At 62.3% G+C, this 26,454-nt stretch carries 23 protein-coding genes; 11 read left to right on the top strand and 12 right to left on the bottom strand.

What is annotated here, in order from left to right; translation table 11 throughout:
* Positions 1-64 precede the first annotated feature (64 nt).
* Positions 65-1,531, top strand: coding sequence for a TolC family outer membrane protein (locus O987_RS13435; protein WP_043372811.1), 1,467 nt, complete (start codon positions 65-67; stop codon positions 1,529-1,531).
* A gap of 81 nt (positions 1,532-1,612) precedes the next feature.
* On the opposite strand, the gene O987_RS13430 is transcribed toward O987_RS13435, so the two are convergent.
* From O987_RS13430 to O987_RS13415, 4 genes are all read right to left on the bottom strand, one after another.
* Positions 1,613-2,917, bottom strand: coding sequence for a 3-deoxy-D-manno-octulosonic acid transferase (locus O987_RS13430; RefSeq protein ID WP_043372808.1), 1,305 nt, complete (start codon positions 2,915-2,917; stop codon positions 1,613-1,615).
* An 18-nt stretch (positions 2,918-2,935) separates the two neighbouring features.
* On the bottom strand, positions 2,936-4,324 hold the full coding sequence (locus tag O987_RS13425; RefSeq protein ID WP_043372805.1) for a phosphomannomutase/phosphoglucomutase: 1,389 nt from the start codon (positions 4,322-4,324) through the stop codon (positions 2,936-2,938).
* 202 nt (positions 4,325-4,526) lie between these two features.
* Positions 4,527-6,419, bottom strand: coding sequence for a propionate--CoA ligase (locus tag O987_RS13420; protein ID WP_043372802.1), 1,893 nt, complete (start codon positions 6,417-6,419; stop codon positions 4,527-4,529).
* 266 nt (positions 6,420-6,685) lie between these two features.
* Complete coding sequence (locus O987_RS13415; protein WP_003055289.1) at positions 6,686-7,288, bottom strand: isochorismatase family protein; 603 nt, start codon at positions 7,286-7,288, stop codon at positions 6,686-6,688.
* A 376-nt stretch (positions 7,289-7,664) separates the two neighbouring features.
* Here O987_RS13415 and O987_RS13410 point away from each other — a divergent pair, with 376 nt between their 5' ends.
* The 5 genes from O987_RS13410 to O987_RS13390 all read left to right on the top strand — a co-directional run bounded on the left by O987_RS13410 (position 7,665) and on the right by O987_RS13390 (position 11,236).
* Positions 7,665-8,291: a C40 family peptidase gene (locus O987_RS13410; protein ID WP_034399326.1), complete on the top strand. Its 627-nt coding sequence runs from the start codon at positions 7,665-7,667 to the stop codon at positions 8,289-8,291.
* A 192-nt stretch (positions 8,292-8,483) separates the two neighbouring features.
* A complete protein-coding gene (locus O987_RS13405; RefSeq protein ID WP_003055295.1) occupies positions 8,484-8,735 on the top strand; it encodes a GlsB/YeaQ/YmgE family stress response membrane protein in 252 nt (83 codons plus the stop codon).
* 88 nt (positions 8,736-8,823) lie between these two features.
* Positions 8,824-9,411, top strand: a complete 588-nt coding sequence (locus tag O987_RS13400) for a hypothetical protein (protein ID WP_419177858.1) — start codon at positions 8,824-8,826, stop codon at positions 9,409-9,411.
* Positions 9,412-9,441: 30 nt separating this feature from the next.
* Positions 9,442-9,930: an EVE domain-containing protein gene (locus O987_RS13395; RefSeq protein WP_043372781.1), complete on the top strand. Its 489-nt coding sequence runs from the start codon at positions 9,442-9,444 to the stop codon at positions 9,928-9,930.
* A 235-nt stretch (positions 9,931-10,165) separates the two neighbouring features.
* Positions 10,166-11,236, top strand: a complete 1,071-nt coding sequence (locus O987_RS13390) for an FUSC family protein (protein WP_235214378.1) — start codon at positions 10,166-10,168, stop codon at positions 11,234-11,236.
* A 65-nt stretch (positions 11,237-11,301) separates the two neighbouring features.
* Here O987_RS13390 and O987_RS13385 read toward each other — a convergent pair whose 3' ends face one another.
* Entirely contained in the window at positions 11,302-13,047 is a 1,746-nt protein-coding gene (locus O987_RS13385) for an amidohydrolase (RefSeq protein ID WP_043376452.1), read from the bottom strand.
* A 166-nt stretch (positions 13,048-13,213) separates the two neighbouring features.
* The gene (locus O987_RS13380) at positions 13,214-14,476 is read right to left on the bottom strand and encodes a CynX/NimT family MFS transporter (protein ID WP_043372778.1); all 1,263 of its coding nucleotides are present in this window, start codon (positions 14,474-14,476) and stop codon (positions 13,214-13,216) included.
* A gap of 178 nt (positions 14,477-14,654) precedes the next feature.
* Between O987_RS13380 and O987_RS13375 the strand changes: the two genes are divergently transcribed.
* Positions 14,655-15,368 (top strand): hypothetical protein, encoded by a 714-nt coding sequence (locus tag O987_RS13375; RefSeq protein ID WP_043372776.1) that lies wholly within the window; start codon positions 14,655-14,657, stop codon positions 15,366-15,368.
* A gap of 33 nt (positions 15,369-15,401) precedes the next feature.
* Here the strand turns inward: O987_RS13375 and O987_RS13370 are convergent, their stop codons facing one another.
* On the bottom strand, positions 15,402-16,241 hold the full coding sequence (locus O987_RS13370) for an aldo/keto reductase (RefSeq protein WP_043372774.1): 840 nt from the start codon (positions 16,239-16,241) through the stop codon (positions 15,402-15,404).
* Between the two features lie 216 nt (positions 16,242-16,457).
* Here O987_RS13370 and O987_RS13365 point away from each other — a divergent pair, with 216 nt between their 5' ends.
* The 3 genes from O987_RS13365 to O987_RS13355 all read left to right on the top strand — a co-directional run bounded on the left by O987_RS13365 (position 16,458) and on the right by O987_RS13355 (position 18,527).
* Positions 16,458-17,309: a DUF2167 domain-containing protein gene (locus O987_RS13365; RefSeq protein ID WP_003055309.1), complete on the top strand. Its 852-nt coding sequence runs from the start codon at positions 16,458-16,460 to the stop codon at positions 17,307-17,309.
* Positions 17,310-17,398: 89 nt separating this feature from the next.
* Complete coding sequence (locus tag O987_RS13360; protein ID WP_043372772.1) at positions 17,399-18,151, top strand: hypothetical protein; 753 nt, start codon at positions 17,399-17,401, stop codon at positions 18,149-18,151.
* Positions 18,152-18,212: 61 nt separating this feature from the next.
* Positions 18,213-18,527, top strand: a complete 315-nt coding sequence (locus O987_RS13355) for a DUF2322 family protein (RefSeq protein WP_003055311.1) — start codon at positions 18,213-18,215, stop codon at positions 18,525-18,527.
* Between the two features lie 6 nt (positions 18,528-18,533).
* Here the strand turns inward: O987_RS13355 and O987_RS13350 are convergent, their stop codons facing one another.
* The 5 genes from O987_RS13350 to O987_RS13330 form a co-directional block, all read right to left on the bottom strand.
* Positions 18,534-19,763, bottom strand: coding sequence for a GGDEF domain-containing protein (locus O987_RS13350; RefSeq protein WP_043372770.1), 1,230 nt, complete (start codon positions 19,761-19,763; stop codon positions 18,534-18,536).
* A gap of 178 nt (positions 19,764-19,941) precedes the next feature.
* Entirely contained in the window at positions 19,942-21,102 is a 1,161-nt protein-coding gene (locus O987_RS13345) for a YbdK family carboxylate-amine ligase (protein ID WP_043372768.1), read from the bottom strand.
* Complete coding sequence (locus tag O987_RS13340) at positions 21,092-22,615, bottom strand: cation:proton antiporter (RefSeq protein ID WP_235214376.1); 1,524 nt, start codon at positions 22,613-22,615, stop codon at positions 21,092-21,094. The genes O987_RS13345 and O987_RS13340 overlap by 11 nt, the downstream gene beginning before the upstream one ends.
* Before the next feature lie 159 nt (positions 22,616-22,774).
* Positions 22,775-23,950 (bottom strand): M20 aminoacylase family protein, encoded by a 1,176-nt coding sequence (locus O987_RS13335; RefSeq protein WP_003055318.1) that lies wholly within the window; start codon positions 23,948-23,950, stop codon positions 22,775-22,777.
* Positions 23,951-23,965: 15 nt separating this feature from the next.
* Entirely contained in the window at positions 23,966-25,309 is a 1,344-nt protein-coding gene (locus O987_RS13330; protein ID WP_003055320.1) for a DUF3100 domain-containing protein, read from the bottom strand.
* Positions 25,310-25,486: 177 nt separating this feature from the next.
* On the opposite strand from O987_RS13330, the gene O987_RS13325 reads away from it, so the two are divergent.
* Entirely contained in the window at positions 25,487-26,425 is a 939-nt protein-coding gene (locus O987_RS13325) for a LysR family transcriptional regulator (RefSeq protein WP_051962180.1), read from the top strand.
* Positions 26,426-26,454 lie beyond the last annotated feature (29 nt).

The raw sequence follows: 26,454 nt of genomic DNA, 5'->3' as shown, positions 1-26,454 counted from the left end.
GACATCCCCGCCTCCTGCCTGTTGAGTTCCCCGTTGTGATCGAGACCGCCCAAACCTGACATCTATGACCAAGCTGCCCAGGCCTCTGCAAGCCCCCTCCGCCCACGCTCTGCGTGCCATTTCCTTGGGAGTTTTGCTGGCATGGGCCGGCGCTCAGACACAGGCGCAGACCTTGTCAGAGCTGGTGGCCCAGGCACGCGGCTATGACGCTTCATGGCAGGCCCAGCAAGCCGATGCGAGAGCGGCTGCCAGCCGTGCCGATCAGGCCCTGTCCGGGCTGCTGCCCAACGTGGGGCTGTCAGCGGGTGCCAACCGCACCCATGTGGACATCCATACCTCCGTGCCCATACCCGGCATGGCCAGCAGCTTCAACAACACACAGCAGAACGTGCAGCTCAGCGCCCAGCAGCCGCTGTACCGTCCTGCCAACAAGATTGCCTACGAGCAGGGGCAGCGCGGCGTGGATGTGGCCCAGGCTCAGCTGGATGCGGCTGCGCAGAACCTGATCGTGCGTGTGTCCCAGGCTTATTTCGATGTGCTGGCGGCCCAGGACAGCGTGCAGGTGGCCCAGTCGCAAAAGCAGGCCATCAGCACCCAGCTCGAGATGGCCAAGCGCAATTTCGAAGTTGGCACGGCCACCATCACCGATTCACGCGAAGCCCAGTCACGCTTCGATCTGGTCACGGCCCAGGAAATCGCTGCGCAAAATGACCTGCAGGTCAAGCGCGTAGCCCTGGATCAGCTCGTGGGCCGCGTCGGCATTCAGCCCGCACCGCTGGCTGCGCCGCTGACCCTGCCCAGGGTGGAGCCCGACAATATGCAAGACTGGGTGGACAAGGCACTGGCGGCCCAGCCCCAGTTGCGTCAGGCCCAGCTGGCCCTGGACATCGCCAGGCTGGACACGCAGAAGGCCGAGGCCGGCCACAAGCCCACCGTGGACCTGCAGGCCGGTTATGTGGTCAACCGTTATCCCAACGGCTCCATGACTCCATCCATTCCCCTGAGCTATCGCACCAACGCAGCCCAGATCGGCGTGGTCATGAACATGCCGCTGTTTGCGGGCTTTGCGGTGCAGAACCGCATCCGGGAAACCGTGGCGCTGGAGGAAAAAGCCCGCGCCCAGCTCGACGATGCCCGCCGCAGCGTGGAGCAGGCTACGCGCACGGCCTTCCTCGGCGTGCAGTCCGGCCAGGCTCAGGTCAAGGCGCTGGAAGCAGCTCTCGCCTCCAGCCAGAGTGCGCTGGAAGCCAACAAGATGGGTTATGAGGTTGGCGTGCGTATCAATATCGATGTGCTCAATGCCCAGAGTCAGGTCTACCAGACCGAGCGCGACCTGGCCAATGCGCGCTATCAGGTGCTGCTTGGCCAGCTCAAGTTGCGCCAGGCCGCGGGAGTGCTTACTGACGATGATCTGCGCATGATCGACGCACTGACGCGCACGCCCAGTATTGCCCCGGCTGCCGCAGCCAGGCCGGCGGTCACAAGCGGCATGGCTGCTGCAAAGCCTGCAGCCAGAACGCTCAAGCGCTAAGACCGGTCGAGAAACAGGCTTCCAGGGTTTAACGTCTTATCGACGCCAAACCTTTACCCATAGGGCACCATATGCTCCTGATCAAGGAGCATCCATCAACGCTTGAATCGCCTCGGCCGTGGCCGCGGCCGCACCCCGATTGCCCAGCACCATCTGGCGGCAGCTTTGTACGGCAGCCTGCAGACGATCTGGCTTGGCCACCAGATCCAGGGCCTGGCACAAGCCCGCTCCCATAGTCTCCACGCCCAGGGCTGCTCCGGCATGCAGCGCCTGCTCGGAGGCCTGACTGAAATTGAAGGTATGCGGCCCGAGTATCACGGGACAATCACAGGCCAGCGCCTCGATCAGGTTCTGCCCACCCAGCGGTGCAAAACTCCCGCCCATCAGGGCTGCCGCTGCCAGGCCGTAATACAGGGGCATCTCGCCCAGCGAGTCTCCAAGCCAGATCGCGCCGGACTGCATGGGAGGCCTCTGCTCCCACTGGCTGCGCCGCGAAACAGCAAAGCCCGCCTTGCCCAGCAAGCTCTCCACCTCGTCAAAGCGCTGAGGGTGACGCGGAACGACCAGCCATTGCACCGCCGCTGCAGCATCGCCCAGGGCCTTGAGCGCATCGATGAACATCGCTTCCTCGCCCTCGCGGCTGCTGGCAAACAGCAGTACGGGGCGTGCCAGTTCTGCGCGCCATTGGCCTGCCCGGGCGATCTGGGCAGTATCGGGCTGCACGTCGAATTTGAGATTGCCCAGCACCGCATCCACGCTGGCGCCTACATTGCGCAGGCGCTTGGCATCGGCCTCGGTCTGCGCCCAGACGGCAGCCAGTGCGGCGTACGCGGGGCGAGACAGGGGCCTGACTCTCAAGGCGCCCGCTTCGGATTTTTCGTTGAGGCGTGCATTGGCCAGGGCCAGAGGAATGCCCGTGTTGGCACAGGCCGCAATCAGATTCGGCCAGATCTCGGTTTCCATCAGCACGCCCACGGCAGGCCGGAACTGCGCGACAAAACGCCTGGTGGCACTCAGGGAGTCCCAGGGCAGCCAGACCTGCACATCGCCCGGGTGCAACAGCTTTGCGCCCTCCTCTCGCCCAGTCGCAGTGCTGTGCGTCAGCAGCAGACGCATCGCCGGCATGCGCTCGCGCAAGGCCTTGATCAGAATGGCAGCAGCCCGGGTCTCGCCCAGCGACACCGAATGAATCCACACCCAACGGCCGCGTCCATCGCGCCCCAGATCTGCTGGCTGGTAATGGCCGAAGCGTTCAGGCACGGCGACGCCGTATCCCGGTTCAGCCCGAGCTCTGCGACGCAGCTTGCGCCACAGCAGCGGCTGCACCGCCCAGGCCAGCGCACTGAACAGCGCACGGGCAAAGCTCATGGGAGCCGGTTTGGCCATGCTTGAGCGCTGCTTCGGTCAGTGCGCGGAAGCGCCTACCTGAGCGTCGGGCTTGACGCGCTTGAGCAAGGCCAGCATCTGCGCTTCTATGCGCTGCAAGGCTTGCTGTGTATGGCCTTCAAAGCGCAGCACCAGCACCGGCGTGGTGTTGCTGGCGCGGATCAGGCCGAAGCCGTCGGCCCAGTCCACGCGCAGGCCGTCAATGGTGCTGACCCGGGCAGGTTCAGCAAACTCCGTGGCAGCGAGCGCCTGCAGCTCGGCCGCCAGACGATGGGGCTCGCCTTCGGCACAAGCCACATTGAGCTCGGGCGTGGAGAAGCTGCTGGGCAGTGCGTTAAGCAGTGCGCTGGGGTCGGTTTCGCGACTGACGATTTCGAGCAGACGGCAGCCCGCATAAGTGCCATCGTCAAAGCCGTACCAGCGCTCCTTGAAGAAGATATGGCCGCTCATCTCGCCGCCCAGCGGCGCGCCCAGCTCCTTCATGCGAGCCTTGACCAACGAATGGCCGGTCTTGTACATCACGGCCTTGCCGCCGGCCGCTTCGATCTCGGGTGCCAGACGCTGGGTGCACTTGACGTCGAACACGATGGAGCCGCCGGGCACGCGCGAAAGCACATCCTTGGCGAACAGCATCATCTGACGGTCGGGGAAGATGTTCTGGCCGTCCTTGGTCACAATGCCCAGGCGGTCGCCGTCACCGTCAAAAGCCAGACCCAGCTCGGCATCGCTGGTCTGCAGGGCATGGATCACATCGCGCAGGTTCTCGGGCTTGCTGGGGTCGGGATGATGATTGGGGAAGTTGCCGTCGACTTCAGAGAACAGCTCGATCACCTCGCAGCCCAGCTGACGGAAGATGGCGGGAGCCGATGCACCTGCCACGCCGTTGCCGCAGTCCACCACAATCTTCATGGGCCGCGCGAGCCTCACGTCGCCCACGATGCGGGCGGTGTAATCGGCCAGCACATCGGCCCGGCTGATCTGTCCGGCACCGGTAATCGTCCAGTCCTCCGTTTCCATGCGCACGCGCAGGGCCTGGATTTCATCGCCATAAATGGCGCGGCCTGCGAGCACCATCTTGAAGCCGTTGTAATCGTTGGGGTTGTGGCTGCCCGTCACCTGGATGCCGCTGGTGCACAAGGTGGCGGCGGCAAAGTAGAGCATGGGGGTGGTGGCCAGGCCGATGTCGATCACATTCACGCCCACCTCGGTCAGGCCCTGCATCAATGCGGCCGACAGCGCGGGACCCGACAGACGGCCATCACGCCCAACCGCCACGGTTTTTTCACCGGCGACCAGCGCTGCCATGCCGAATGCGCGGCCGATGCCACGGGCGACGTCTTCAGTCAGTGTCGACGGCACGATGCCGCGAATGTCATAGGCCTTGAAGATGGAGGATGCAACTTGCACGACAGCTCTTTCTCGAAGTTTTTCAATTCCATGGCGCCAGGCAGCGGGCTGCGCAGCGTGATCGGGCGATTTTAGGCTGCAAACAGCAAGGCCTGCGCCTTGATGGTCGCAGGCCTTGAACTCTGGATTCGCCGAAATCCCGTTGCGCCGTCCAGCCGACGCTGGCCACGGGAATGAAGCTCTGCAACCACCGTTGCGGAAGTTACAGCCGCTGTTGCACCTGGGTCAGGGCCGCCGGATCTTCCATGGTGCTCAGGTCACCGGGATCACGACCTTCAGCCACGGCCTGCAGTGCCCGGCGCAGCAGCTTGCCGCTGCGCGTCTTCGGCAGAGCCGTCACGAAGATCACGCGCGACGGACGCGCAACCGCCCCCAGACGCGCATCGACCAGCTTCATCACATCGGCTTCCAGGGCCTTGCTGGAGGCCTCATCGGCCACCAAGGCGGCATCGCGCACCACGGCAAAGGCCAGCGCAGCCTGCCCCTTGAGATTGTCGGCAACGCCGACCACGGCCACTTCGGCAATCTGGGCATGGGCAGAGATGCACTCCTCGATCTCGCGCGTGCCCAGACGATGGCCTGCCACATTGATCACATCGTCGGTACGGCCGAGGATGAAGTAATAGCCATCCTCGTCGCGGATACCCCAGTCGAAGGTGCTGTAGATCAGGCGGCCCGGAATGCTCTTCCAGTAGGTGTTGACAAAGCGGTTGTCGTCACGCCAGACCGTCTGCATGCAACCGGGCGGCAGCGGACCTTCAATCGCCAGCACGCCCTTCTGGTTCGGCTGGATCAACTCCTCGCCGCTGGCGTCATCGATCAGCTTGACGTTGTAGCCATAGACCGCCCGGCCCGGACTGCCAAAGCGCGTGGCCTGTTTTTCCACGCCGTTGCACAGCGTCATGATGGGCCAGCCGGTCTCGGTCTGCCAGTAGTTGTCGATGATGGGCTTGTTGATGGCCTGGCTGATCCAGGTCGCCGTGGGCTCGTCAAGCGGCTCGCCGGCCAGCCACAGTGCCTTGAGGCTGGAGATGTCGTAGCGCTTGAGGTAATCGGCATCATGCTTTTTGAGCACGCGAATCGCCGTCGGCGCCGAGAACATGTGCGTGACCTTGTATTTCTCGACAATGCTCCACCAGATGCCGGCATCGGGGTTGACCGGCAGGCCCTCGTACATCACCGTGGCCATGCCTGCAATCAGCGGCGCATAGATGATGTAGCTATGACCCACGACCCAGCCGATATCGCTGGTGCAGAAGAAGGTCTGCCCCGCCTGGGCATCGAAGATATGCGGCATGCTGGCCGCCAGTGCCACGGTATAGCCGCCCGTATCGCGCTGCACCCCCTTGGGCTTGCCCGTGGTGCCGCTGGTGTAGAGGGTGTAGCTGGGATGGGTTGACTCCACCCAGACGCAATCCACCTGCGCATCCAGATTCCGGGCGCGCAAGGCCGACCAGTCATGATCGCGGCCGGCCTTCATGGGCATTTCAGCCAGTCCGCGGTTGACCATCAGCACGGCAGCGGGCTGGTGGCTGGACTGCCTGAGCGCTTCGTCCAGCAAAGGCTTGTAAGCCACGACGCGGCCGCCACGCGAGCCTGCATCGGCGCTGATGATGACCTTGGGCTCGGCATCATCGATGCGCGACGCCAGTGCGCCCGAGGCAAAGCCGCCGAACACCACGGAGTGAATGGCGCCCAGGCGCACGCAGGCCAGCATGGCAAAACAGGCCTCGGCAACCATGGGCATATAGATCTGCACCCGGTCGCCTTTTTGTACGCCCAGCGACTGCAGCACGGCTGCCATGCGGTTGACTTCCGCATGCAACTCGCGGTAGCTGTAGACCTTCTCGGTCTGGGTTTCGGAAGAAACGGCGATCAGCGCATTCTGATCGCCGCGCGCCGCCAGATGACGGTCGATGGCGTTATGGCAGAGATTGGTGGTGCCGCCCACAAACCATTTGGCAAATGGCGGCTGGCTGTAGTCACAGATCTGCTGGGGCTTCTGCTGCCAATCGACCAGACCGGCCTGCTCCGCCCAGAAGCCGTCGCGGTCATCAATGGAACGCTGATAAAAATCGTCGAAACGCGTGGTCATGAATATGTCTCCTTGACTCTCCGTCTTTTGCAGAGAGCTTTCTGAATTCATAATTATTCATAACGCGCTTGCCCAAAACTGACAGGGCTTGACAACTGCATCCATGCAGCTCAGTGCTAGTGGCTCAAACCATGAAGGCCGTCGCGGGGCCGGGCTCGGCTCAAGAGACCTTGACATCCTTGAATAGAGACCTGGCGCGCCAATGCATCGCCCAAAGAAAAAGCGCCCAAGGAAGGGCGCTTACTCCATTGACTGACTGCAGGCGATTACTTGACCAGAGCCAGCATCTCCTTGAAGGCGGGGTCTTCGCAGGTGCGCAGCCACTCGAACATCACCATCTCGGTGGTCACCAGCTCGGCGCCGGCACCCGCCAGACGGTCAAACGCAGCATCCCGGTTACGCTCGGTACGCGAGCTGCAGGCATCCGTCACCACCCACACATCGAACTCGTCTTCCAGCAGCTCCAGCGCTGTCTGCAACAGGCAGACATGGGTTTCGCAACCCGCAATCACCACCATATTGCGCTCGGGCGCCTGCTGCTGCGGCTTTTGCAGATGCTTGGGCAGGCTGCGCGCATTGCCGCCCTGCGGCTTGGCAGGAGGACGCAGCCATTCACCCAGCCCCTCAGGTACGGCGCTGAAATACATTTTCTCCAGCGTCTTCTGGCAAAGTGCCTTCAGCTCCGCATTGTTGGCGCCAAGGCGCGAAGGGTTCTGCTCCGTTCCCCAGACAGGCACCTCCAGCAACTGCGCCATCTTGGCCAGCTTGACGGCATTGGCCAGCGCTTGAGCGCCTTCATGGATGACGGGCATCAGCTTGTCCTGGTAGTCCACCAGAACCAGTTGCGACTCGGAAGCTTCTAACAACATGGCAAATCTTTCTTAAAACTGTGTCAAGCCTGCCGCCAAAAAAGCGCAGCGCTTGCGCAGGACCGACGTGCAACGCGCCGAGCAAGCGCGCCGCATCGGCTGCAATCGATGGCGCTATTGTCGCTGCAAGCGCATTCCGGGGCAGAGAGTCCGTCAATGCAACGCCTTTTTTGTGTCAATACCATGAATTGGTGCATTCCCGACCCGCATTCACCAGAATGGGGAAATTACGTACTGTCATACGCTGCAAATTTGAGAGCAGCTCACGCAATAAGCTTATGCCCGCAGCTCACTTGCTGTGCTGCATCAAAAACCAAGAGAAAAAATTGGAAATAGAGCCCCCATCCTACAAATGAACGTGTTACCCTCACGCCCCATGTCCCGATGGCTTATTGCACTTCTATTTGTCGGCGTTACCTCTGCGCACGCGGCGCCCAGCGAGCAGCGTGACGACGACATGGCCCAGTTGCTGGTCAACCGCGGCCTCATCACCCAGTTGCGTGAAGCTCGCCACTCCGTGGCCGAGAAGACGACTGACTTCGTGCGTGAAGCACGTCAGAACGTGGCCGAGAAAACTTCCGATCTGGTGGTGACAGCCATGGGTTTCCTTGGCGTTCCCTATCGCCTGGGTGGCACCAACGCTGAGACTGGCTTCGACTGCAGCGGTTTCGTGCGTGCCATCTACTCCCAGACCATGGGCAAGGTTCTGCCTCGCGTCTCTGCCGAACAGGCCAACGCCACTCAGCAAATTGACCGCAACGACCTCAAGCCAGGCGATCTGGTGTTCTTCAACACCATGCGCCGCACATTCAGTCATGTGGGCATCTATGTGGGTGACGGCAAATTCATCCACGCACCTCGTACCGGCGCCAGCGTGCGTGTGGAAAGCATGCAAACCTCCTACTGGGCGCGTCGCTTCGACGGCGCCCGCCGTGTCGAAGGTGCCGATGCCTCGGCAACCACGGCGGCAGCCTACAGCGCCCTGGGCCCCCTGCAGCCCTGACACCCCATCAGGCGCCTGCAAGAAACGCCTGCTTTGTGCAGGCTTTTTTCGTTTCTGGCCTTGGCAGCCCGCCTCACCCCTCCGCCTCCATGGAAGAAGCCCGCTCGCGCCGACATTCAGAATCGTCCGACAGAGTCGGGCTTTGGGCCCGCGTAGAGTGACTTTCGTCAAAGCACCAACAGGGAACAGACTATGTCCATCATCGGAACCATCATCATCGGTCTTATCGTCGGTTTGATTGCACGGGCCATCAAGCCCGGCAACGATAGCATGGGCTGGATCATGACGATTCTTCTCGGTATCGTGGGCTCGTTTGTAGCCACCTATCTGGGCTCGGCCATGGGCTGGTACCAGCCCGGGCAAACCGCAGGCTGGATTGCCTCGGTGGTTGGAGCAGTGATTCTTTTGTTTATTTATGGCATGGTGCGCGATAAGGCCAACTGAATCTGAATTCCGAACAAAAGGGGCCCCTTGGGCCCCTTTTTCTATTTCCTGCATCTTCTTACCGTATATGTGGAAAAAAGACCCGAGTTTGAGAAATCTCAGCGCGACCAGAGCAGAGCGCAAAGACATTGCACAGGCCGCTGCACGGGCCCGCAAGCTGCTCAGAAAGCGTGCGCTCATCAGCGCTGCTGCCAGCACCATTCCGATACCAGGGCTGGACTGGGCTGCCGATGCTGCCCTGCTAGCGCAGCTCTATCCGCGCATCAACCAGGAATTCGGGTTGACACCCGAGCAGCTCGACCAGCTCACGCCAGGCAAGCGCGAGCAGGTGCAGAAAGCCGTCGCCATGGTCGGCTCCGTGCTGATCGGCAAGTTCATCACCCGCGATATGGTGCTGCGTCTTGGCAAAGCCATGGGACTGCGCATGAGCACCAGACAGGCCGCCAAATATGTGCCGCTACTGGGCCAGCTCGCAGCGGCATCGATAGGCTACGCCACGCTGCGCTTTCTGGGAGAGCGCCATATTCAGGACTGCATGCGCGTGGTCGAAGAGGCCGAGCTGGACATTCCCGGCCGCTGGCTGGACACCCGCAACCTGCTGCAACGCAATAGCGATCTGGTACGCAGCTGGCAGCAGCAAGATCGCGGCCCCTGGCAACGCGGCCCTCATGACTAAGCCCGCCACTTCCTCACCGACAATCCAGCTATGAACGACAGCAGCACCCTGGCCCAGCGTTACTGGCTCATGAAGAACGAGCCTGACGAGTACTCCATCGACCACGCATTGGCAGCCCCCGGACAGACCATTGCCTGGAACGGCGTGCGCAACTACCAGGCCCGCAATTTCATGCGTGACGATATGCAGGTCGGCGACGGCGTTCTGTACTGGCACTCCAGTTGCGCCGAACCCGGCATCTACGGCCTAGCCCGCATTGCCGGCAATCTGCGCGTGGACCCCTCACAGTTTGATCCTGAGGATCCCTACTACGACCCCAAGTCCCCGGTCGACAAACCGCGCTGGCTGACGCTGGACGTGCAGGCACTGAAGAAAACCCGGCCGCTGCTGATGGCCGAGCTGCGCGGACAAGCTCCACTGCAGCAGATGCGTGTACTGCAAAAAGGCAATCGCCTCTCCATCACCCCGGTGACCGAGGCCGAATGGCATTGCATTCAGGCTCTGCTGCAAGAGCATTGAGGCAGCTCCTTTTAGGCGGCGTGATTCACAAGCGCTTCTTCGGCCATATCAGCACCAGGCATCGTCACCAGCGGCTTTCTCGAGTCCCCGGCCCAGTACGACGACTCGGCGGACTGCGGCACAATGCCGCTGCATTTTCGGAGGACGTGGCGTATTTCCCACAAAGCAATCTCGCTGCGCCCTCTAACATCCTTGAATCACAGTCTGATCAGAGGCTATGCCAAGGAGTTTGAGATTGCGCTGGAGCACCCCCTTCATGCTGGCCTGGCGCCGAGCCAAGACCACTTTGCCTTCAAGAGCCAGGCTGGCCCTGCGTGATGCACTTGCCGCAGCACTGGCCAGCATGCTGGCCTGGGTCATCGCCCAGCAGCTCTGGGGCCACCCAAAGCCGGCTTTCGCCGTGGTCACCGCCGTGATCTGCCTCGCACCCGGGCTGCCCAGCCATCTGAAGCAGGCACGCAGTCTGCTCATAGGCTGCACACTCGGCATCGTGATCGGCGATCTGCTGTGGCAGCTGCCCGAGCAGCACCTGTTGCTGCGCATGAGCCTGGGCGCATTCCTCTCCATCCTGCTGGGCGCCAGCATCGGCCCCGCGCCCGTGGTGCCGATTCAAGCCGGGGTCTCGGTGATTCTGGTGCTGGTGCTCGGCCCCAGCATGGCGGGCGGAGCCCGTCTGCTGGACGTCACGGTCGGTGCTGCGGTCGGGCTTGTCTTCAGCCAGGTGCTGCTGACCTCCAATCCCATCAAGGATATGGGCCGGGCCGCCTCGATCTTTCTCAAGCAACTGGCCAATGGACTGGATTTGATTCTCAAGGCCTGCCAGCAGCAGAACGCCGATGCGGCAGAAACCGCCCTTGGCCAGCTATCACTGGCCCATGAATCGCTGGCCGCCCTGCGCGCCGCCGTAGGTCAGGCCCACTCCTCGCGACGCTGGTCATTGCGCGGACGGCTCAATGCCGAGCGACTGGCTTTTGTCACCCGCCGCTATGACCGCCATGCGGTGCGCGTTTACGCGACAGCCTTGCTGCTGGCCGAGAGTCTGAACCGAGCCACTGCACATACCGGCATGGCTCCTCCCACGGCAATCTCCGACTACTGCCGCCGGCTGACGCATGCCTGCCTTGATCTGGCCAACCAGCCAACCGTGGTTGCCCTCAAGGCCGATGATCCTTTGGCGACCATGGATGACTGCCCTGCGCCACCGGAACCTGAGCCAGTGCTGCAGCCCGAATGGCTGCTGGTGCATGAAAATGCCCGGCAGCTGGAGCGCGCTTTGCGCGCCTTGATAGGCTCGCGTGACGCATGAAAATTACATCAAAATACGCCAAATCGCTTACCCATAAAGCGATCTAAGCTCTCAAATAAGGAGCTTCAGAGAACACGCTTGTATACCGTGCGCCCTTCCTTGATAGTCTCCAGCACCTGGAGGCTGGCAAGCTGATGCGGCGGCACGGTCAGCGGGTTGTCCGACAGTACGGCCAGGTCGGCCAGCTTGCCGACCTCGATGGACCCCTTGCGGTCGTCCTCGAAATGCTGGTAAGCCGACCAGATGGTCTGCGCCTTGAGCGCTACCCAGGGCGAGACGCGATGCTCGGGCCCCAGCACACGGCCCGAGCGCGTTGTGCGATTCACCGTGGCATCGAGCACACGCATCGACGATGGCAGGGCCACAGGCGCATCGTGATGAGACGTGAACACCATGCCCTCGCCCAGCACCCAGCCAGTCGGCGAGATGTTCTGCGCGCGCGGATCGCCGAGCACCGAATCATGGTGCCAGTCACCCCAGTAAAAGGTGTGCATGGGAAACAGTGACGGGAAGATACCCAGCTCCTTGAGCTGGCTCACCTGGTCGCGCCGCAGCGTCTGGCCGTGGATCAGCACCGGACGTACGGCACGCGCCTGCTCCACGGGGCCGCTGGCGCGCACGGCGGCGATGAACTGGTCGATAGCAGCATCGCCGTTGCCATGCACCAGAATCTGCCAGCCGTTGCGGATGGCCCTGGCCACCTGCTCGTTGGCCCTGGCATCGCTGAGCACCCCATAGCCCCTATAGCCGGGCTGCTGGCCATCAGGCGGCACCAGATAGGGCTCGGTCAGCCATGCCGTCTTGCCCTGAGGCGAGCCGTCGAGCGTGAGCTTGACGCCGCCAATGCGGAAGCGATTGGTATAGCTGCGGCTGAACTTCAGGTTGTTGGCCAGCGCGCCGTCGCCCAGCTGCAGGATGTCGGGATAGGACACCACGTCGATGACCAGCCGGCGCGACTCGGCCGCCGCCATAGCCGAGGCAATGGCTCCCGCGTCGGAGCGCCCGTCCTGCACCGTGGTGTAGCCGAACTCCAGATAGAGCTGCTGGGCTTTTTCCAGCCAGTCCATGGACTGCTCCAGAGTGAGTTTGGGCATGATCCGGCCCAGGGTGTGAAAAAAGGCATTCTCCTCCAGCACCCCGTTGGGTACCGGGCTGCCGGCGCGGCGGCGGATCACGCCGCCCTCTGGATTGGGAGTGCCAGGGCCGATGCCGGCACGGGCCAGAGCCAAGGAGTTCAGTGCGCCGAAATGCCCGGACTGGTGAATCACGGCAATCGGCAGGTCTCGGGAGACGGCATCGAGATCGTCGCGTGTGGGATGACGCCGCTCCTGGAGCTGGGAATCGTCATAGCCAAAACCGAGCACGATGCCCAGCTGTTTGACCTCGGGCGAGATCTGGATGTACTCGCGCAGCGTCTGCTGCAAATCGGCGATAGAGGCGTTGCCACCGTCGGGCGGAGGCAGCAGATTGGCCGAAATGGCCTGCAGCCCCACGCCGCCAATATGGCTGTGCGGGTCCACAAAGCCCGGAATCAGCGTGCGGCCCTGCAAGTCCAGCATACGCGTGCCAGGGCCGCGCAAGGACTCCAGCTCCTGCAGCGAGCCGACGGCGGTAATCACTCCGGCATTCACCGCCACGGCTTCCACCTGGGGCTGGGCATCGTTCATGGTGAGAATCGGGCCGCCGTAGAAGATCATCTCGGCGGGCCTGACCGCGGTCTTAGAACGGCGCGAAGCACAGCCCGCGAGCCAGGGCGTTGATGACAATGCCGTCAGCGAAGCTGCGGTGGCGAGAAACTGGCGCTTTTGCATCATGAACCTCCACAAGACTGCAGCGTAACCGCAGTTCGGACCCGAATCATGCGGGAGCTGCAAGTCATGCCCATGCGCCGGCGCAAGAGAGCATCATCAGATCGACTCCAAGCGCCCATCCAGATTGCGCTTTCAGCTCATAAATACAGAGCATATCCATCAAAACTCAGACCTTGAGACGGCTCCAGCAACGCCCCACTCCCAACGCCAGCAGCCAGCCCAGCACACACATGCTGCCCGTTACAAGCCAGGTGAACTGCCAGCCGCCCATCTGCATGGCCATGGCCGCCACCAGTGGCGGACCGGCAAACTGCCCCACGCAAGACCATTGCTGCATGAAACCCACGGTGGTGGACACGGTGGCCGGGCTGGGAGCCAGGTGCATGGCCGTGGTGAACAGGGTGGCCGGGCTGGGAGCCAGGTGCATGGCCGTGGTGAACAGGGTGGCCGGTATCAGGCCACCCGTCGCCGAGAACAGCGCCACGGCCACGAAGCGCAGCCACAGCGGTGCCAAGGGCTCGCCGCCGATCTGCACATAGGCCAGCAGCGCCGTCAGCCCCATCAGCACATAGCCGGTCTGCAGGCAGCGCGCGGGACGCCAGCCCCGATGCAACAACCTGCCGGCGGCCACATTGCCCAGCATGTTGCTGGCGGCAACCACGGCCGTCAGCAGGCCTGCCAGCTTGGCACCGAGGCCGGCCTCCGCATACAGGGTGGGTAAAAATCCGACAACCCCCATCCACTGGCTCGAATACACCATGAAGCCCAGCGACACCAGCCAGGGGCCGGGACTGCGCAAGGTTCGGACCAGACGCGGACGCCAGCCCTCGTCGGCTGTGGCTGCAAGGGCATCGGTTGCTGCATCATCTGCGGGTACCATGCGCCAAACCGCAAGGGCAGCCAAGGCAGAGGTGCAGCCCAGCGAAATCCACCATACCTGCCAGCTGCTTGCCTGCAGCACCCATGGCCCCAGCAGCAAGCCCATGGCACTGCCAATGGGCATATAGGAACCCCACCACCCCATACGCGTCCCCAGCTCGGACGGCTTGACTGCGCGGCGTATCAGCCCCGGTGCAGGCATGGCGACCAGCAAGAACCCAAGGCCTTCAAGCGCGCGCAGCGCCAGCAGCCAGGCAAAGCCCGTGGCCGCAGCGCCCACCGCGCTGGACACAGCCATCAGCATCAGCCCCGTCAGCAAGCTGCGACGAAGACCCCATTTGTCGGCACCCAGCCCCACCACCAGGCCCAACAACATGCCCGCCACCTGAACGGTGGAGAGCAGAAATCCGGCCTGCACCAGGGACACGCCCAGTTGCTGCTGCAGCAACGGCACGGCGGGCGGCAGCTTGCCTACATGCAGCGAGGCACTGACGCCGGCTGCGACGATGATCCATGAGGGGTTCAAGCCCCGGCTAGTCACTGGCTCCACGACGTTGTCTCTTTTTTCTCAGCTAGGTGATATGTCAACTATCTAGCATATGGCAAAACACGAGACCGATTGACAAGCATTGCCACAGGCGCTGCCGGCACAAGCCACACTCGCCCGGATCGCCTAAGAATTGTGCAAACTCGCTTTTATGACCGACGACTCCGTCTGAAGGAACTCCATGCGCTCTTCGCTTGATTTCAGCTCCTGGACCTCCTTGCTCTCTACCGTGCTGGGACTGTTGCTGGTGACCTGCCTGATGATGGGCATTCGCCTGTTGTTCATGCAGACCGTGCAAAAGCGGCGCGAGCGTGAGAACCGGCAGATCAACGAGCGGCTCAAGACCTTGACCGCCGCCTACAAAACGCTGGGCAGCTCGTTCACCGGCACGCTGAGCGTCAGTCCTCTGCATCTGCGCGACCTCAGGCAAACCGATGAGACGCCGCCACAAACACCAGCCGGAGATAGCCTGAATGAGCGCCGGCGTCGTATCCGGGATGCCGTGGAGGCCGCTCTGTCCGACATCATCCTGCTGGGTACCGAGGAGCAGGTGGAACTGGCAGCCCGGGCAGCCCAGGATATGGTGGCAGGTCGACCGATCGAGACCGCCGCTCTGGTCACCTCGCTGCGCGGCTTTATCCGCGACGCCCTTGATCTTGAACCCATTCCCTCGCATCTCCAGATACCGTCCCAGGGCCCTGCAAGGCCGAGTACCGGGGGAGCCGGAGGGAATCGCAAGGCCGGTGAAGCCCAGGGTTCGGGCAGTCGTGGTGGCGCGGGCGCCGGCGGTCAGGGCACAGGTATGGGAGCGGGAGGCCTGGGGCTGGGCGCCGGGCTGGGTTCGGGCCTGAGTGCTGGTACGGGCAGCGAGGATCTCACGGACCGTCGCTCATGACACCGCCTCGACCTGGCTTCAGGCACTTCTTGCTCAGAGCATGTCCAGCGGCTGCTTGAAGCGCGACGGGGGCGAGGCAGCGTCGATCAGCGCCAGCTCCTCCGGCCCGAGCTTGAGCTGCAGTGCACGGGCGTTGTCTCGGATATGGTCTTCGGAGCCGCTCTCGGGAATCGCCAGCACCCGACCGCTGCGCAGGATCCAGGCCAGAGCCACCACGCTGGCACTGACATCATGGCGATCACCGATTTCAGCCAGCAGGCTTTGCTCAACCAGCTCTCCATGCCCCAGCGGACAATAGGCCATCACGGTCACGCCGTTCTTCAGGCACCAGGGCAGCAAGTCATATTCGATACCGCGACTGAAAACATTGTAGAGCACCTGATTGACCACACAGTTGCGTCCACCCGGAACTTGCCACAGCTCCTGCATATCGTCGGTGTCGAAGTTGGAAACGCCCCAATGACGAATCCTCCCCTGCGCCTTCAATTCCTCGAACGCGGCTACCGTCTCGGCCAGCGGCGTATTGCCACGCCAGTGCAGCAGATAGAGGTCGATGCAGTCCACTCCCAACCTATGGGCGCTGGCCTCGAAGGCGCGCATCACTCCCTTGCGGCTGGCGTGCATGGGCAGCACCTTGCTGACCAGGAAAGGCCTGAGACGGCTTGGCGGCAGGTCACGCAGCACATCACCAATCAGTTCCTCGGAAAGGCCGTCGCCATACATCTCGGCAGTGTCGATCACGTTCAGGCCGAGCTGCAGCCCGGTGAGCAAGGCTGCCTTCTCTTCGTTCGGGCTGCGCCGCCCCTGGCCAAGATGCCAGCTGCCCATGCCCAGGCTGTTGCGCCCCTCTAAAAATGATATGGCACTGTGCATACGAGCGACCTCCAGGGAAATTCTTCAAAAACCTGTCAATCGCCAGATATTAATGACGCATTGCGTTATCACTCCAGCTTCTTTTGTCAGCTCAGTTTGAGCCGCGTTATGCTTCACCTGCGAATCAACGACAGATGATTCGGATGCGTATGTGAAATCAAGTTCGCTATTCTCAATAGCTTTCCTCAATATATTCATAACACGGGAGTTCATTGCATGTTCAAGTCCATCGCGGCCGCCGTTGTCGGCCTGTCACTGTCTCTTGGCGTCTGGGCCAAGACAGAAGCCACTCAGGAGTTACCCGCCGAAATCAAGGCCCTGCACTGGCAGGAAAGTGGCAAGGGTGAAATCGCGGACAAGGCCAGCGTCAAGATTCCCTCTGGCTATGCCTTTCTCGGCGAGGCCGACACCTCCAAGCTGCTACAGGCATTTGGCAACCCTCCCAGCAGTGATCACTTCCTGATTGCCCCCAAATCGCTGGACTGGTTTGCCGTGTTCTCCTATGACGACACGGGCTACGTGAAGGACGACGAAAAGATTGATGCCGACGACTTGCTCAAATCCATGCAGTCAGGTGACAAGGCCGGCAACGAGCAGCGCAAGAAGCTGGGTCTTGAAGCTCTGTACACCGATGGCTGGCAGGTTCCACCACATTACGACACGGCCACCAAGCGACTGGAATGGGGTCTGCGTCTGCGCGGCGAGTCGGGCGAGAAGAATGTCAACTACACCTCGCGCATTCTGGGCCGCAGCGGCGTGATGACGGCCACCCTGGTCTCCGATACCGCGACCCTGGCCCAGAACACCGAGGAGTTCAAGAAAGTGCTGGCCGGATTCGACTACAACAGCGGCCAGACCTATGCGGAGTTCAAGAACGGTGACAAGGTCGCCGCCATCGGTCTGGGCGCCCTGGTGCTTGGTGGCGCTGCCGCAGTGGCCACCAAGAAAGGCCTGTGGGGCGCGATTGCTGGCTTTCTGGCCGCAGGCTGGAAGATCGTCGCTGCTGCAGCGGTCGCCCTGTTCGCAGGCATAGGCAAATTGTTTGGCCGCAAGAAGGCCGCTGAATAAGGCGGTCTCCGGGCCACGGCCTCAATGTCTGTAACCCGCCCCGCGCATCGCTAAGATCGCGGGGTTAGTCTTGTCCCCGGAAAGCCGTCTTGTACTTCACGATCTCCACGCAGCTGCAGGTAGTTCTGGCCATCGTCCTGTTCTATCTCTATGACGCGGCCTTGCTGCTCAAGCCCGACGAGGGTTTGCTGCGCCCGCTACGCTCGGGCTGGCGGGCACAGCTAGCCAGCCGGGGCTTCGAGCTGCGTCAGAACCGCGTGCTGTGGCTGCCTGTTTTTGTGCTCCACCAGCCCGTCTATCGGCAGCGCTGGAGCGCAACGCAGATCCAGCTGCCCGCCGATGCGGGATCTTCCACGGCCGTGGAGGCACATGCCCGCAGCTTCAAGGCATTTGTACTGCCGCTGTATCTGCTCGCCGCACTGCTGTTTCTCGGCCTTCCTTCCGCCTTGCTGGTGCTGCATTCCGAACTGCTGCAGCTGATCGCACTTGCGCTCATCTATCTGAGCACGGCCTGGCTGAGCTGGCTGACGCTGCGCCATGGCAGGCAGGGCCACAGCAGCCAGACCTTCGCACGCTCGACAGCGCTTCAGATTCTGCTGTGCCCCCCCTTTGCGCTCAATGTGGTGCGCAAGCTCTCGCTGTCATATGAAATACAGACCGACCTGCTGCAGACGGCCCAGGCCCTGCTGAGCGACTCTGACTGGCAGGATCTGGCAGCCCTGGTGCAGCAGTTGATGCAGCGCGAGATGGACGAGATTGCCGAGCTGCCCGAATACGCGCCCACGCTGGCACAGATGCAGCAGGCACTGCGGGTGCTCGAGCAAAACAGCGCCCGATGCTGAACAATCCCTCAAGCAGCCCCACAATAGCGGCTTCCATCACAGCGACCATTGCGAGCACACCATGGCCTTTGCCGACAATCTCAAGCAACTTCCCTCCATCGCCCATATCTCCGAGCTGCAGCTGATCGACTCCGACGGCCAACTGGCCGCTAGCATCCCGAATGCGCCCGGCAAAGCTGGCTCGGTCACGATCTACAACGCTCTCTACGCCAAACATGGCAGCATCAACGTCGAAGCTGCCGAAGAAGGCCTGCAGCTGTATGCCGAGCACACCGAAGATGCCAAGGCACGCCCCGGAGCCCACCCCAATATCGATCGGTTGCTGGACGTGATCGCCAGCGGCAAAGGCTATGCCGTGACGGTGATTGCAGCCTGAGCGCCGTCAAGCCCTTTCACTGATGAAAGGGCTTGATCTTGCGGCCTGTCCCTCCGGTTCCTGCGCTCGAAGATCTTCGAGGTCCACACGCTGAACACGATTGCGCCCCGCATGTTTGCCTCGATAAAGCGCCGCATCGGCCTGCTGCAGTGCGAGTTCAAATGCATGCGAAGCAATGAAAGGATTGGAAACGCCAATCGTTGCCGTGCAAGTGACGCAGCCATGCAGGCTGATGCCCGGAATCGTGATTTCCGCAATCGCTGCGCGTATTCTTTCGGCTAGCTGCAGCGCCTCGTCTCCCCGCAGCCCCGGGCAGAGAACCACGAATTCCTCGCCACCCAAACGGCATTTCAGATCGCTCTTGCGCGTGCTTTGCCGAATCACTTCCGCCACGCGGCACAGCACCATGTCGCCGAACTGGTGCCCGTAGCTGTCGTTGATGCGCTTGAAATGGTCAATATCCACGATCAACAGATGGACGGGCACGGTCTTTGCGGCCGCGAAATGCGCCCCAAGCCCCTGGACTAGGCCCCGGCGGTTGAGCAGCCTGGTCAACGGGTCCTGGGCCGCCATGCTGCCGAGTTCGTCGGTAAGGCGCCGCAAGACGAGCCAGACGGCGCCTGGCGGGATCACCGTGCCGAGAAATGACATGTAGATATAGAACACCATTTGAAAATGGCTGTTCATGTCCAGGGCCTGCAAGCCGCCCTGCAGGATCAGCACGAACTTCATGGCATTGAGAATGCAGATGCCGCCGATCAGAATGGCAAAGACCACCATCTCAACGACCATGTTCCTGGCAAAGCTGCGCGTGCCCCGCAGCAGGGAGATCGTCATGCCCAGGAACAGCAAGGCACAGGCCCCGGCCAGCATGGCCTGGCGCGCCTCCAGACCCAGTGTCGAATGCACCAGCACCTGCGCCGCACTATAGGCCAGCGCCAGAATCAGCAGCGGCCGCCACACCGGCATAGGACGACTGAAGAAGCGCATCGCGCCCAGCGCATAGACCACCGGCGCACACAGAGTCAGCGTGTGATTGACGACACTCATCGCACTCCAGCCCGGCTTGCCGCCCAGCAGCTGCAGCACATAGGCACAACCCAGCAACAGGTTGCCCAATGCGAAGACCTCCATGCCCATTTTCCTGTCGGGCAATCTGCGGCCGATCAGCAGGAACAGCACGCAAAAACACAGCAGATGCACGCAGAGCATGCCAAGGATGACGGTCGCAACCATGAAATCACTTAAGCCGGTAACGGCAGGTGCTGCGTGTCTCAGGCAAGGACAACCCGGAGTCAGACCTGCGGATGAACAAGGCAGGACTGGCTTTTGCTTTGTTCAAGCCCTTTCAATCCGCACTCGTAAGTATTTGCAAATGTAACTCCTTGCACCGAGTCGATAATGTCAAAACCGCTCAGGGCCTACCAGCAAATCTGAGCGACGCCTGGCGCACCACCTCAGGCAATTGCTGCACCTGGGCATAGCTCTCGCGCAGCCAGCTCGCATCGTTGCCGCGCTGCAGAACCAGGGACAGCTCCTGCAGCGCGCTCTTGCCGGATGCGGGGGCATGGCTGGTGATGCGCTGCAGGGTCTGCCCTATGTGCTCGCGCAGCGACAGCTGCTCGCTGCTCGCCGGGTCCACATAAGTGCCGTCCAAGCCGAAACGGCAGGCCTGGAAGCGGTTATAGGTATAGACCAGATAGTCGTCTTCGCTGGGCTCAAAGGGCTGCTCGCTGAGAAACCAGGCACCCAGCGCCTGCACATAAGCCGCCAACTGCGCAGCGCGGTGGATGGACAGCGGCGTGTCGAAAACACGCACTTCCACAGTACCGAACTCGGGCTTGGGCCGGATATCCCAGTAAAAATCCTTCATGCTGTGAATCACGCCCGTAGCCGCCATCTTGGCAAAGTAGCGCTCGAAATCCTCCCAATGCAAGGCAAATGGTGCACGGCCCGAAAGCGGGAACGCGAACACCGAGTTGAGACGTGCCGAATCAAACGCGGTGTCCTGGCCTTGCACAAAGGGGCTGGATGCCGACAGTGCAATGAAATGCGGGATGTAGCGCGAAAGCCGGTGCAGCATCATCAGCGCATCGTCGGCACTGGGGCAGCCCACATGCACATGCTGGCCGAAGATGGTGAACTGCTTGGTCAGATAGCCGTACAGCGCCGTCAGCTCCTTGAAGCGCGGCTTGTCGTAAATGCGCTGTTGGTGCCACTGCTGAAACGGATGCGTGCCGCCACCGGCCAGCGCGATATTGAGCCGGTCGGCCGCCTTGACCAAGGCATCGCGCGTAACAGCCAATTGCTCGTAGGCGTCCTGCGCATCCTGACAGATGCCGGTCGAGATCTCGATCATGCTGGAGGTCACCTCAGGCACGATGGAGCCCGGGACCTTGACGTTCTTGAGCAGGGCCAGCATATCGGACGCATACGGCGTCATATCGTAGTGATGGGTGTTGAGCAGCTGCAGCTCCAGTTCCACGCCCAGCGTCAGGGCCTGAGAAGGTGCGAATTCGCCCAGGCCGCCGGCTTCGGCCCCCGCTGGCTGACTTTGCTCGATTTCATGCGTCATGGCGCTTCCCTCCTCTTTGCAAGGCCGCGCGGCCCACGCCGCGATGGGCATCGCCGCTACGCCACAGGGCGGTAGCGGCCAGCAGCACACCCAGCACCTCGCACAAGACGATCATGGGCAGCGCAATGGCCGCCACCTGCTGGGCCACGCTGGCATTGAAAGCCGTCCACTGCATTGCAATCCCCGACACCATCAGCAGCGCGAGTCCCGACAAGGCCAATTGCCCGCAGGCCACAGGCCATTGCCTGCGCCAGCCTATGCCGGTACCTAGCCCCAGCAGAAGGATGGAGCCAAACTTGCCCAGAATCCGAGCCAGGACAGCGCTGGCCACGACCGAAACCATCGCCACAGACAGGTTCACTTGCGAGGCCATGCTGGCCACCAGCACGAACATCAGCAGATTGAGCATGGCATTGGCCGCCTGAAAGGCCTGGGGCCAGACCAGCGGCATGGGACTGAAATTGCGCAGCATCAGACCCGCGACCATGAAGCCCAGTGCGGCAGAGCCGCCCCATTGCTCGGCCAGCAGGCAGACCGCAGCCATGGCAGCAAGCAGATACAAGGCCGTGGTGTCGCTGCGCGATGACTGCCAACGAAGGACTGGCCAGAAGGCAATGGTGACCAGAAAGGCCCAGAACAGAGTCAGCAACAGGCTGAACAGCAGGCGGCCCAGCCCCGCCGATGAAAACTGCAGGCCGCCACCTGCAGCCGCTGCGACCGGCACGAATACTACGGTCAGCACCAGAGCGCCGAACAGCGCCAGCAAGGTGCTGATAGTAGCCAGCAGCAAGCTGCGGTCTGTCACCGCGCCGCTGGCGCGCAGATCATCGGCAATGCGAAGCAACACAGCCGGAGACGCAGCCATGGATATCACACCGACGGCCAGCGCCACGGCCCAGCCCCAGCCCAGGGCCAGCAAGGTCGCAGCCACCACCGTCAGCGTGACCAGCGACTCGCCCAGACTTTGCAGCAGCAACCAGGGCTGACGAAACAGCCAGGGCAATGAAACCTGAGAGGCTGCCAGCAGCAGGCTTGCGCCCACAGCCACCTCCAACAGCACGGCCGTGCTGCCTTGCAGCGGCCAGGGCAGATCACCAAAGCCAACCCATCCGGCCACCAGGCCCACCACCGTATACCCCAGCATGCGCGGATAGCCGGTAAAACGGTGAACCAGATGACCAAGCATAGCAGCGGCTGCAACCAGCACGCACCAGCTCAGCAGCGGCGGAAAACCGGCGGGCCAGATGCCCGCCTCAAGATTGCCGAACGGCATAAAGCGCCCTCCTGTATCAAGACCCGGACAGTGCGACAAAGTCACGGCACCAGGAATGGTGCAGGCAGCGTTGCGAGAGATGCGGTCAGCGCCGCGTGAAAGCCCAGTCATGCGCCGGGATGCAACACCTGCTACTAGCGCGGCCAGCCCTGCGCCCGAGGGATCACGGCAGCCGCCACGCACGCTCCAAAGTGTGCCCAGATCTCCACAGGCACTGACCAGGAGCGCTACAAACATCATAGGGGCGCCAGATCAAACGGCGTTACAGGGTGTCAGCCTTCCGACATTTCTGTGTCCGAATGCATGGCTTGTTAGAGTTTTGCAAACCTTCCGGACATGAAAAATGCCGGGCTCAACCAAGCGTTGACCCGGCATTGATTCATATGGAAAACCCTGCTGTCAGGCTGGCAGCTTGCCGCCCTTCAGCAGCGCTCCCACCAGTTCCACCCAGTAACGCATTCCCAGCGGCAGATTGGCGTCGTTGAAGTCGTACTTGGGGTTGTGCAGGGAGGCGCTGTCCTCGCCATTGCCCAGCCAGATATAGACGCCCGGGCATTCCTGTGCCATGAAGGCAAAGTCTTCCGAAGCCATGCTGGGCACCATATCGCGGCGCACCTTGCCCTCGCCCAGTACGCTGGTCAGCACCTCGGCGCAAACTTCGGCATGCTGGGGGCTGTTGATGGTCGCTGGGTAGCTGACGCGGTAGTCGAGCTGGGCCTCAAGGCCGTGCAGCGCGCAGGTCGCTGCAATCGCATCGCGAAAACGCTGCTCAATACGCGCGCGCTGAGGCATGTCGAAGCAGCGCACGGTACCGCGCAGCTTGATGACTTCGGGCATCACGTTATAGGTATCCCCGGCGTTGAAGCTGGTCACGCTCAGCACGGCTGGCTTGTGCACCTCCTGCTCGCGAGCGATCAGCGCGGGCAGCTGCGTCACCAGTTGGCAAGCCGACAGCAGCGCATCCTTGCCCAGATGCGGCATGGCGGCATGACAGCCCTTGCCGGTTAGCGTCAGATCGAAGATGTCGAAGGCCGCCATCACGGCCGTGGAATGCACTGCCGCCGTACCCACGGGCAGGCCCGGCCAGTTGTGCATGCTATAGACCGCGTCCATGGGGAAGCGCTTGAACAGCCCTTCCTCGATCATGGCGCGCGCGCCACCTTCGTTTTCCTCGGCAGGCTGGAAGATGAAATGCACGGTACCGGCAAAGTCGGGGGCCGAGGCCAGAGCCTGGGCCGCACCCAGCAACATGCTGGTATGGCCGTCGTGACCGCAGGCATGCATGCGACCTGCATGGGTTGACGCATGCTCGCACTGGTTGAGCTCGGTCACATGCAGCGCATCCATATCGGCACGCAGGCCGATAGAGGGGCCGGCGCCCAGACTGCCCTTGAGCACGGCGACCACGCCGGTGCCGGCCAGGCCGGTGTGCACTTCCAGACCGAAGCTCTTCAGCAGCTCGGCCACACGCGCGCTGGTGCGGTGCTCCTGAAACGCGGTTTCGGGATGACGATGAAAGTCATGACGCCAGGCTTGCAGTTCCTGCTGGCCGGGCCACTTGATGGTGTTCATCATGGTCTTGCTCCGACTTTACAGCGTGTGGACAAAGGTCTGGGCGATCAGCGTCGCGGCCAGGAACACACCGGCATTGGCCAGCAGCGAAACCACCACGATGCGCCAACCCAGACGGCGGAAAGCCGGGATGTCCTTAGCCAGCGACAGGCCCGCGAACGTCAGCATGGGCGTGATCATGGCCAGGAAGTTGACCTTGCCGGTCAAAGCTGCCACTTCGGCGGCATAGGGCGTCAGCGGGAAGGTCATGGCCATCGCGATGAACGAGATCCAGCACACCGCAGGCAGCGCGCGGCGCGTGCCCACATAGATCAGATCACCGACAAACACGGCGGCAATGATGAGCAGTACACCTGGCAACGCATCCATCACCGGCACGCCATGGCCGATGCGGTTGCCGATCAGCACCATGGCGCCGACCAGAACCCAGGAGGCGAAGCGCATGCCCAGGCCCAGCGCCGGCACCTGTGCCTGTTCCTCATCCTTGGCGGCACACAGGTCTACAGCCTGCTCCACCACAGCCTGCTTGCGCTTGCGGCCCAGAATCGGCTCCAGCCATTGATAGGCACGCAGCGCCAGGGGCAGCGAGATGAACAGGGTCAGATAAGTGCCCACCGTCGTCGCAATCAGATTGGCGGCAGCGGCAAAGGTGGCAATCTGGTCGCTCATCTCGGGATGCTGGGCGGCAATCGCGCCCACGGCGGCGGCCGTCATGCTGCCCGAGCCCACACCGGCGCCCATGCCCAGTGCCAGCGGGTGGAAGATATTGAGGCTTGAGACAAAGCCGGCCAGCAGCGAGATGAAGATAGCGCCGATCAGCGTACCGGTGATGTACTCGGCCAGCACGCCGCGACCTTCTGGCGAATCCATGCCGAAACGCTCGCCGATGATGGCCAGACCCGGTTCACGGCCGATGGAAAAAGTCGCGCCAATCGCTTCGCGCTTGATGCCCAGCAGCAGCGCCACAGGCATGCCCAGGGCCACGCAACCGACCAGATTGCCCAACTCCTGCAACACCAGCCCCCAGCCGACTTCGGCCAGCTTGGGCAGCGAGCCACCGACCAGCAGACCCAGTTTGGCAATGAACAGAAACAGCGCGCAAGACAGCACGGCGGCTGCCAGATTCTGGCTGTACAGGCTCAGCTTTAGCGGCCCGGGCATGCGCTTGCGCAGCAGTCCCAGCACCAGACCGATGAGCAGCGCCCAGATCATGGGCAGCAGCACCACCTTGCCCACGCCCAGCGCAATGGGCAGCGGCCCCAGCCACTCGGACAATGCCGCAATCACCAGCGCCAGCGCAAATACCTGCACCACGCTACCCACATTCAACGCGGCCTTGGCCGGCTGCACCTCTGTACGCATCAACTTTCCTTGCGCACGACGGCCGCTGCCGACGCGCTGAAATAGCTTTGAACCCTGAAAATGGGCACGGCCAGCCCAAGCTGGCGCTCACCCATGCGGGCGCTGAATATAACAATGCATTTATTGCATACGCCTTCTTTTTCTGTTCTAAAAAAGTGAACATACGTATGAATACAGATGCAATTTGGCGACGACAATCGCCGCATGCCCGCCTTCCAAGACTCCCGCGCCCGCTATCTGTTTGAAGCCGTCTACTGCGGCTCTGTCCGTGCCGCAGCCGAAAAACTGGGCATCGTGCCCTCAGCCGTCAGCCGACAGATCAGCCTGCTCGAAGAGGAACTGGGGGTGGCCCTGCTTGAGCGCCACCGCAGCGGCGTGGTGCCCACCGAAGCCGGCCGGCTGTTGCTGGACTATCACCGCGAACACACGGCCCACCGCCACGACATGCTGGCCAAGGTAGATGCGCTGCGCGGCCTGCACAGCGGCAGTGTCAGCGTGGTCAGCGGCGAGGGCTTTGCGCAGGAGCTGATCGACGGCCCCATACGCAATTTTCGCCAGCAATACCCTGGAGTCAGCATCTCGCTGGAAATCTATGGCACGACCGAAATCATGCGCCGCATTCGCGAGGATGCGGCCGAGATCGGCCTGGTCTACTACCCACCCGCCGACAGCCATATCACCACGCGCGGCGCGGCGCGCCAGCCCATGCATGCCATCGTCCACTCCCAGCACCCGCTGGCCAGCGCGGGCCATACCTCGCTGCAGGAGCTCAGCCAATGGCCTATTGCCATGCTTCAAGGCGTGTATGGCATTCGCCAGCTCGTGGAATATGCCGAACACAAGGACAAGATCCATCTCAGCCCCGCGCTGACCAGCAATCTCATCAGCGTGCTGCTGGCCTTTGTCACCAGCGGCCAGGGCGTGACCCTGCTGCCGCCCTGCTCCGTCACGGCCGAGCTGGCAAGCGGGCGCCTGCGCGCCATTCCCATTCACAACCCTGCATTTCAGGATGCGGAAATGCAGCTCATCACTCGCACCGGTCGCCATCTGTCCCCAGCCGCCAATCGCTTTCTGCTGTATTGCATGCAAGGCATGCAGGCGTTCCAGGAACCATGAGCGGCGACCCGCGGCCCGCAGGACTCCAG

Source organism: Comamonas testosteroni TK102, from assembly GCF_000739375.1.
Classification (GTDB): Bacteria; Pseudomonadota; Gammaproteobacteria; order Burkholderiales; family Burkholderiaceae_C; genus Comamonas; species Comamonas brasiliensis.
This window is presented reverse-complemented; position numbering and strand designations above follow the sequence as displayed.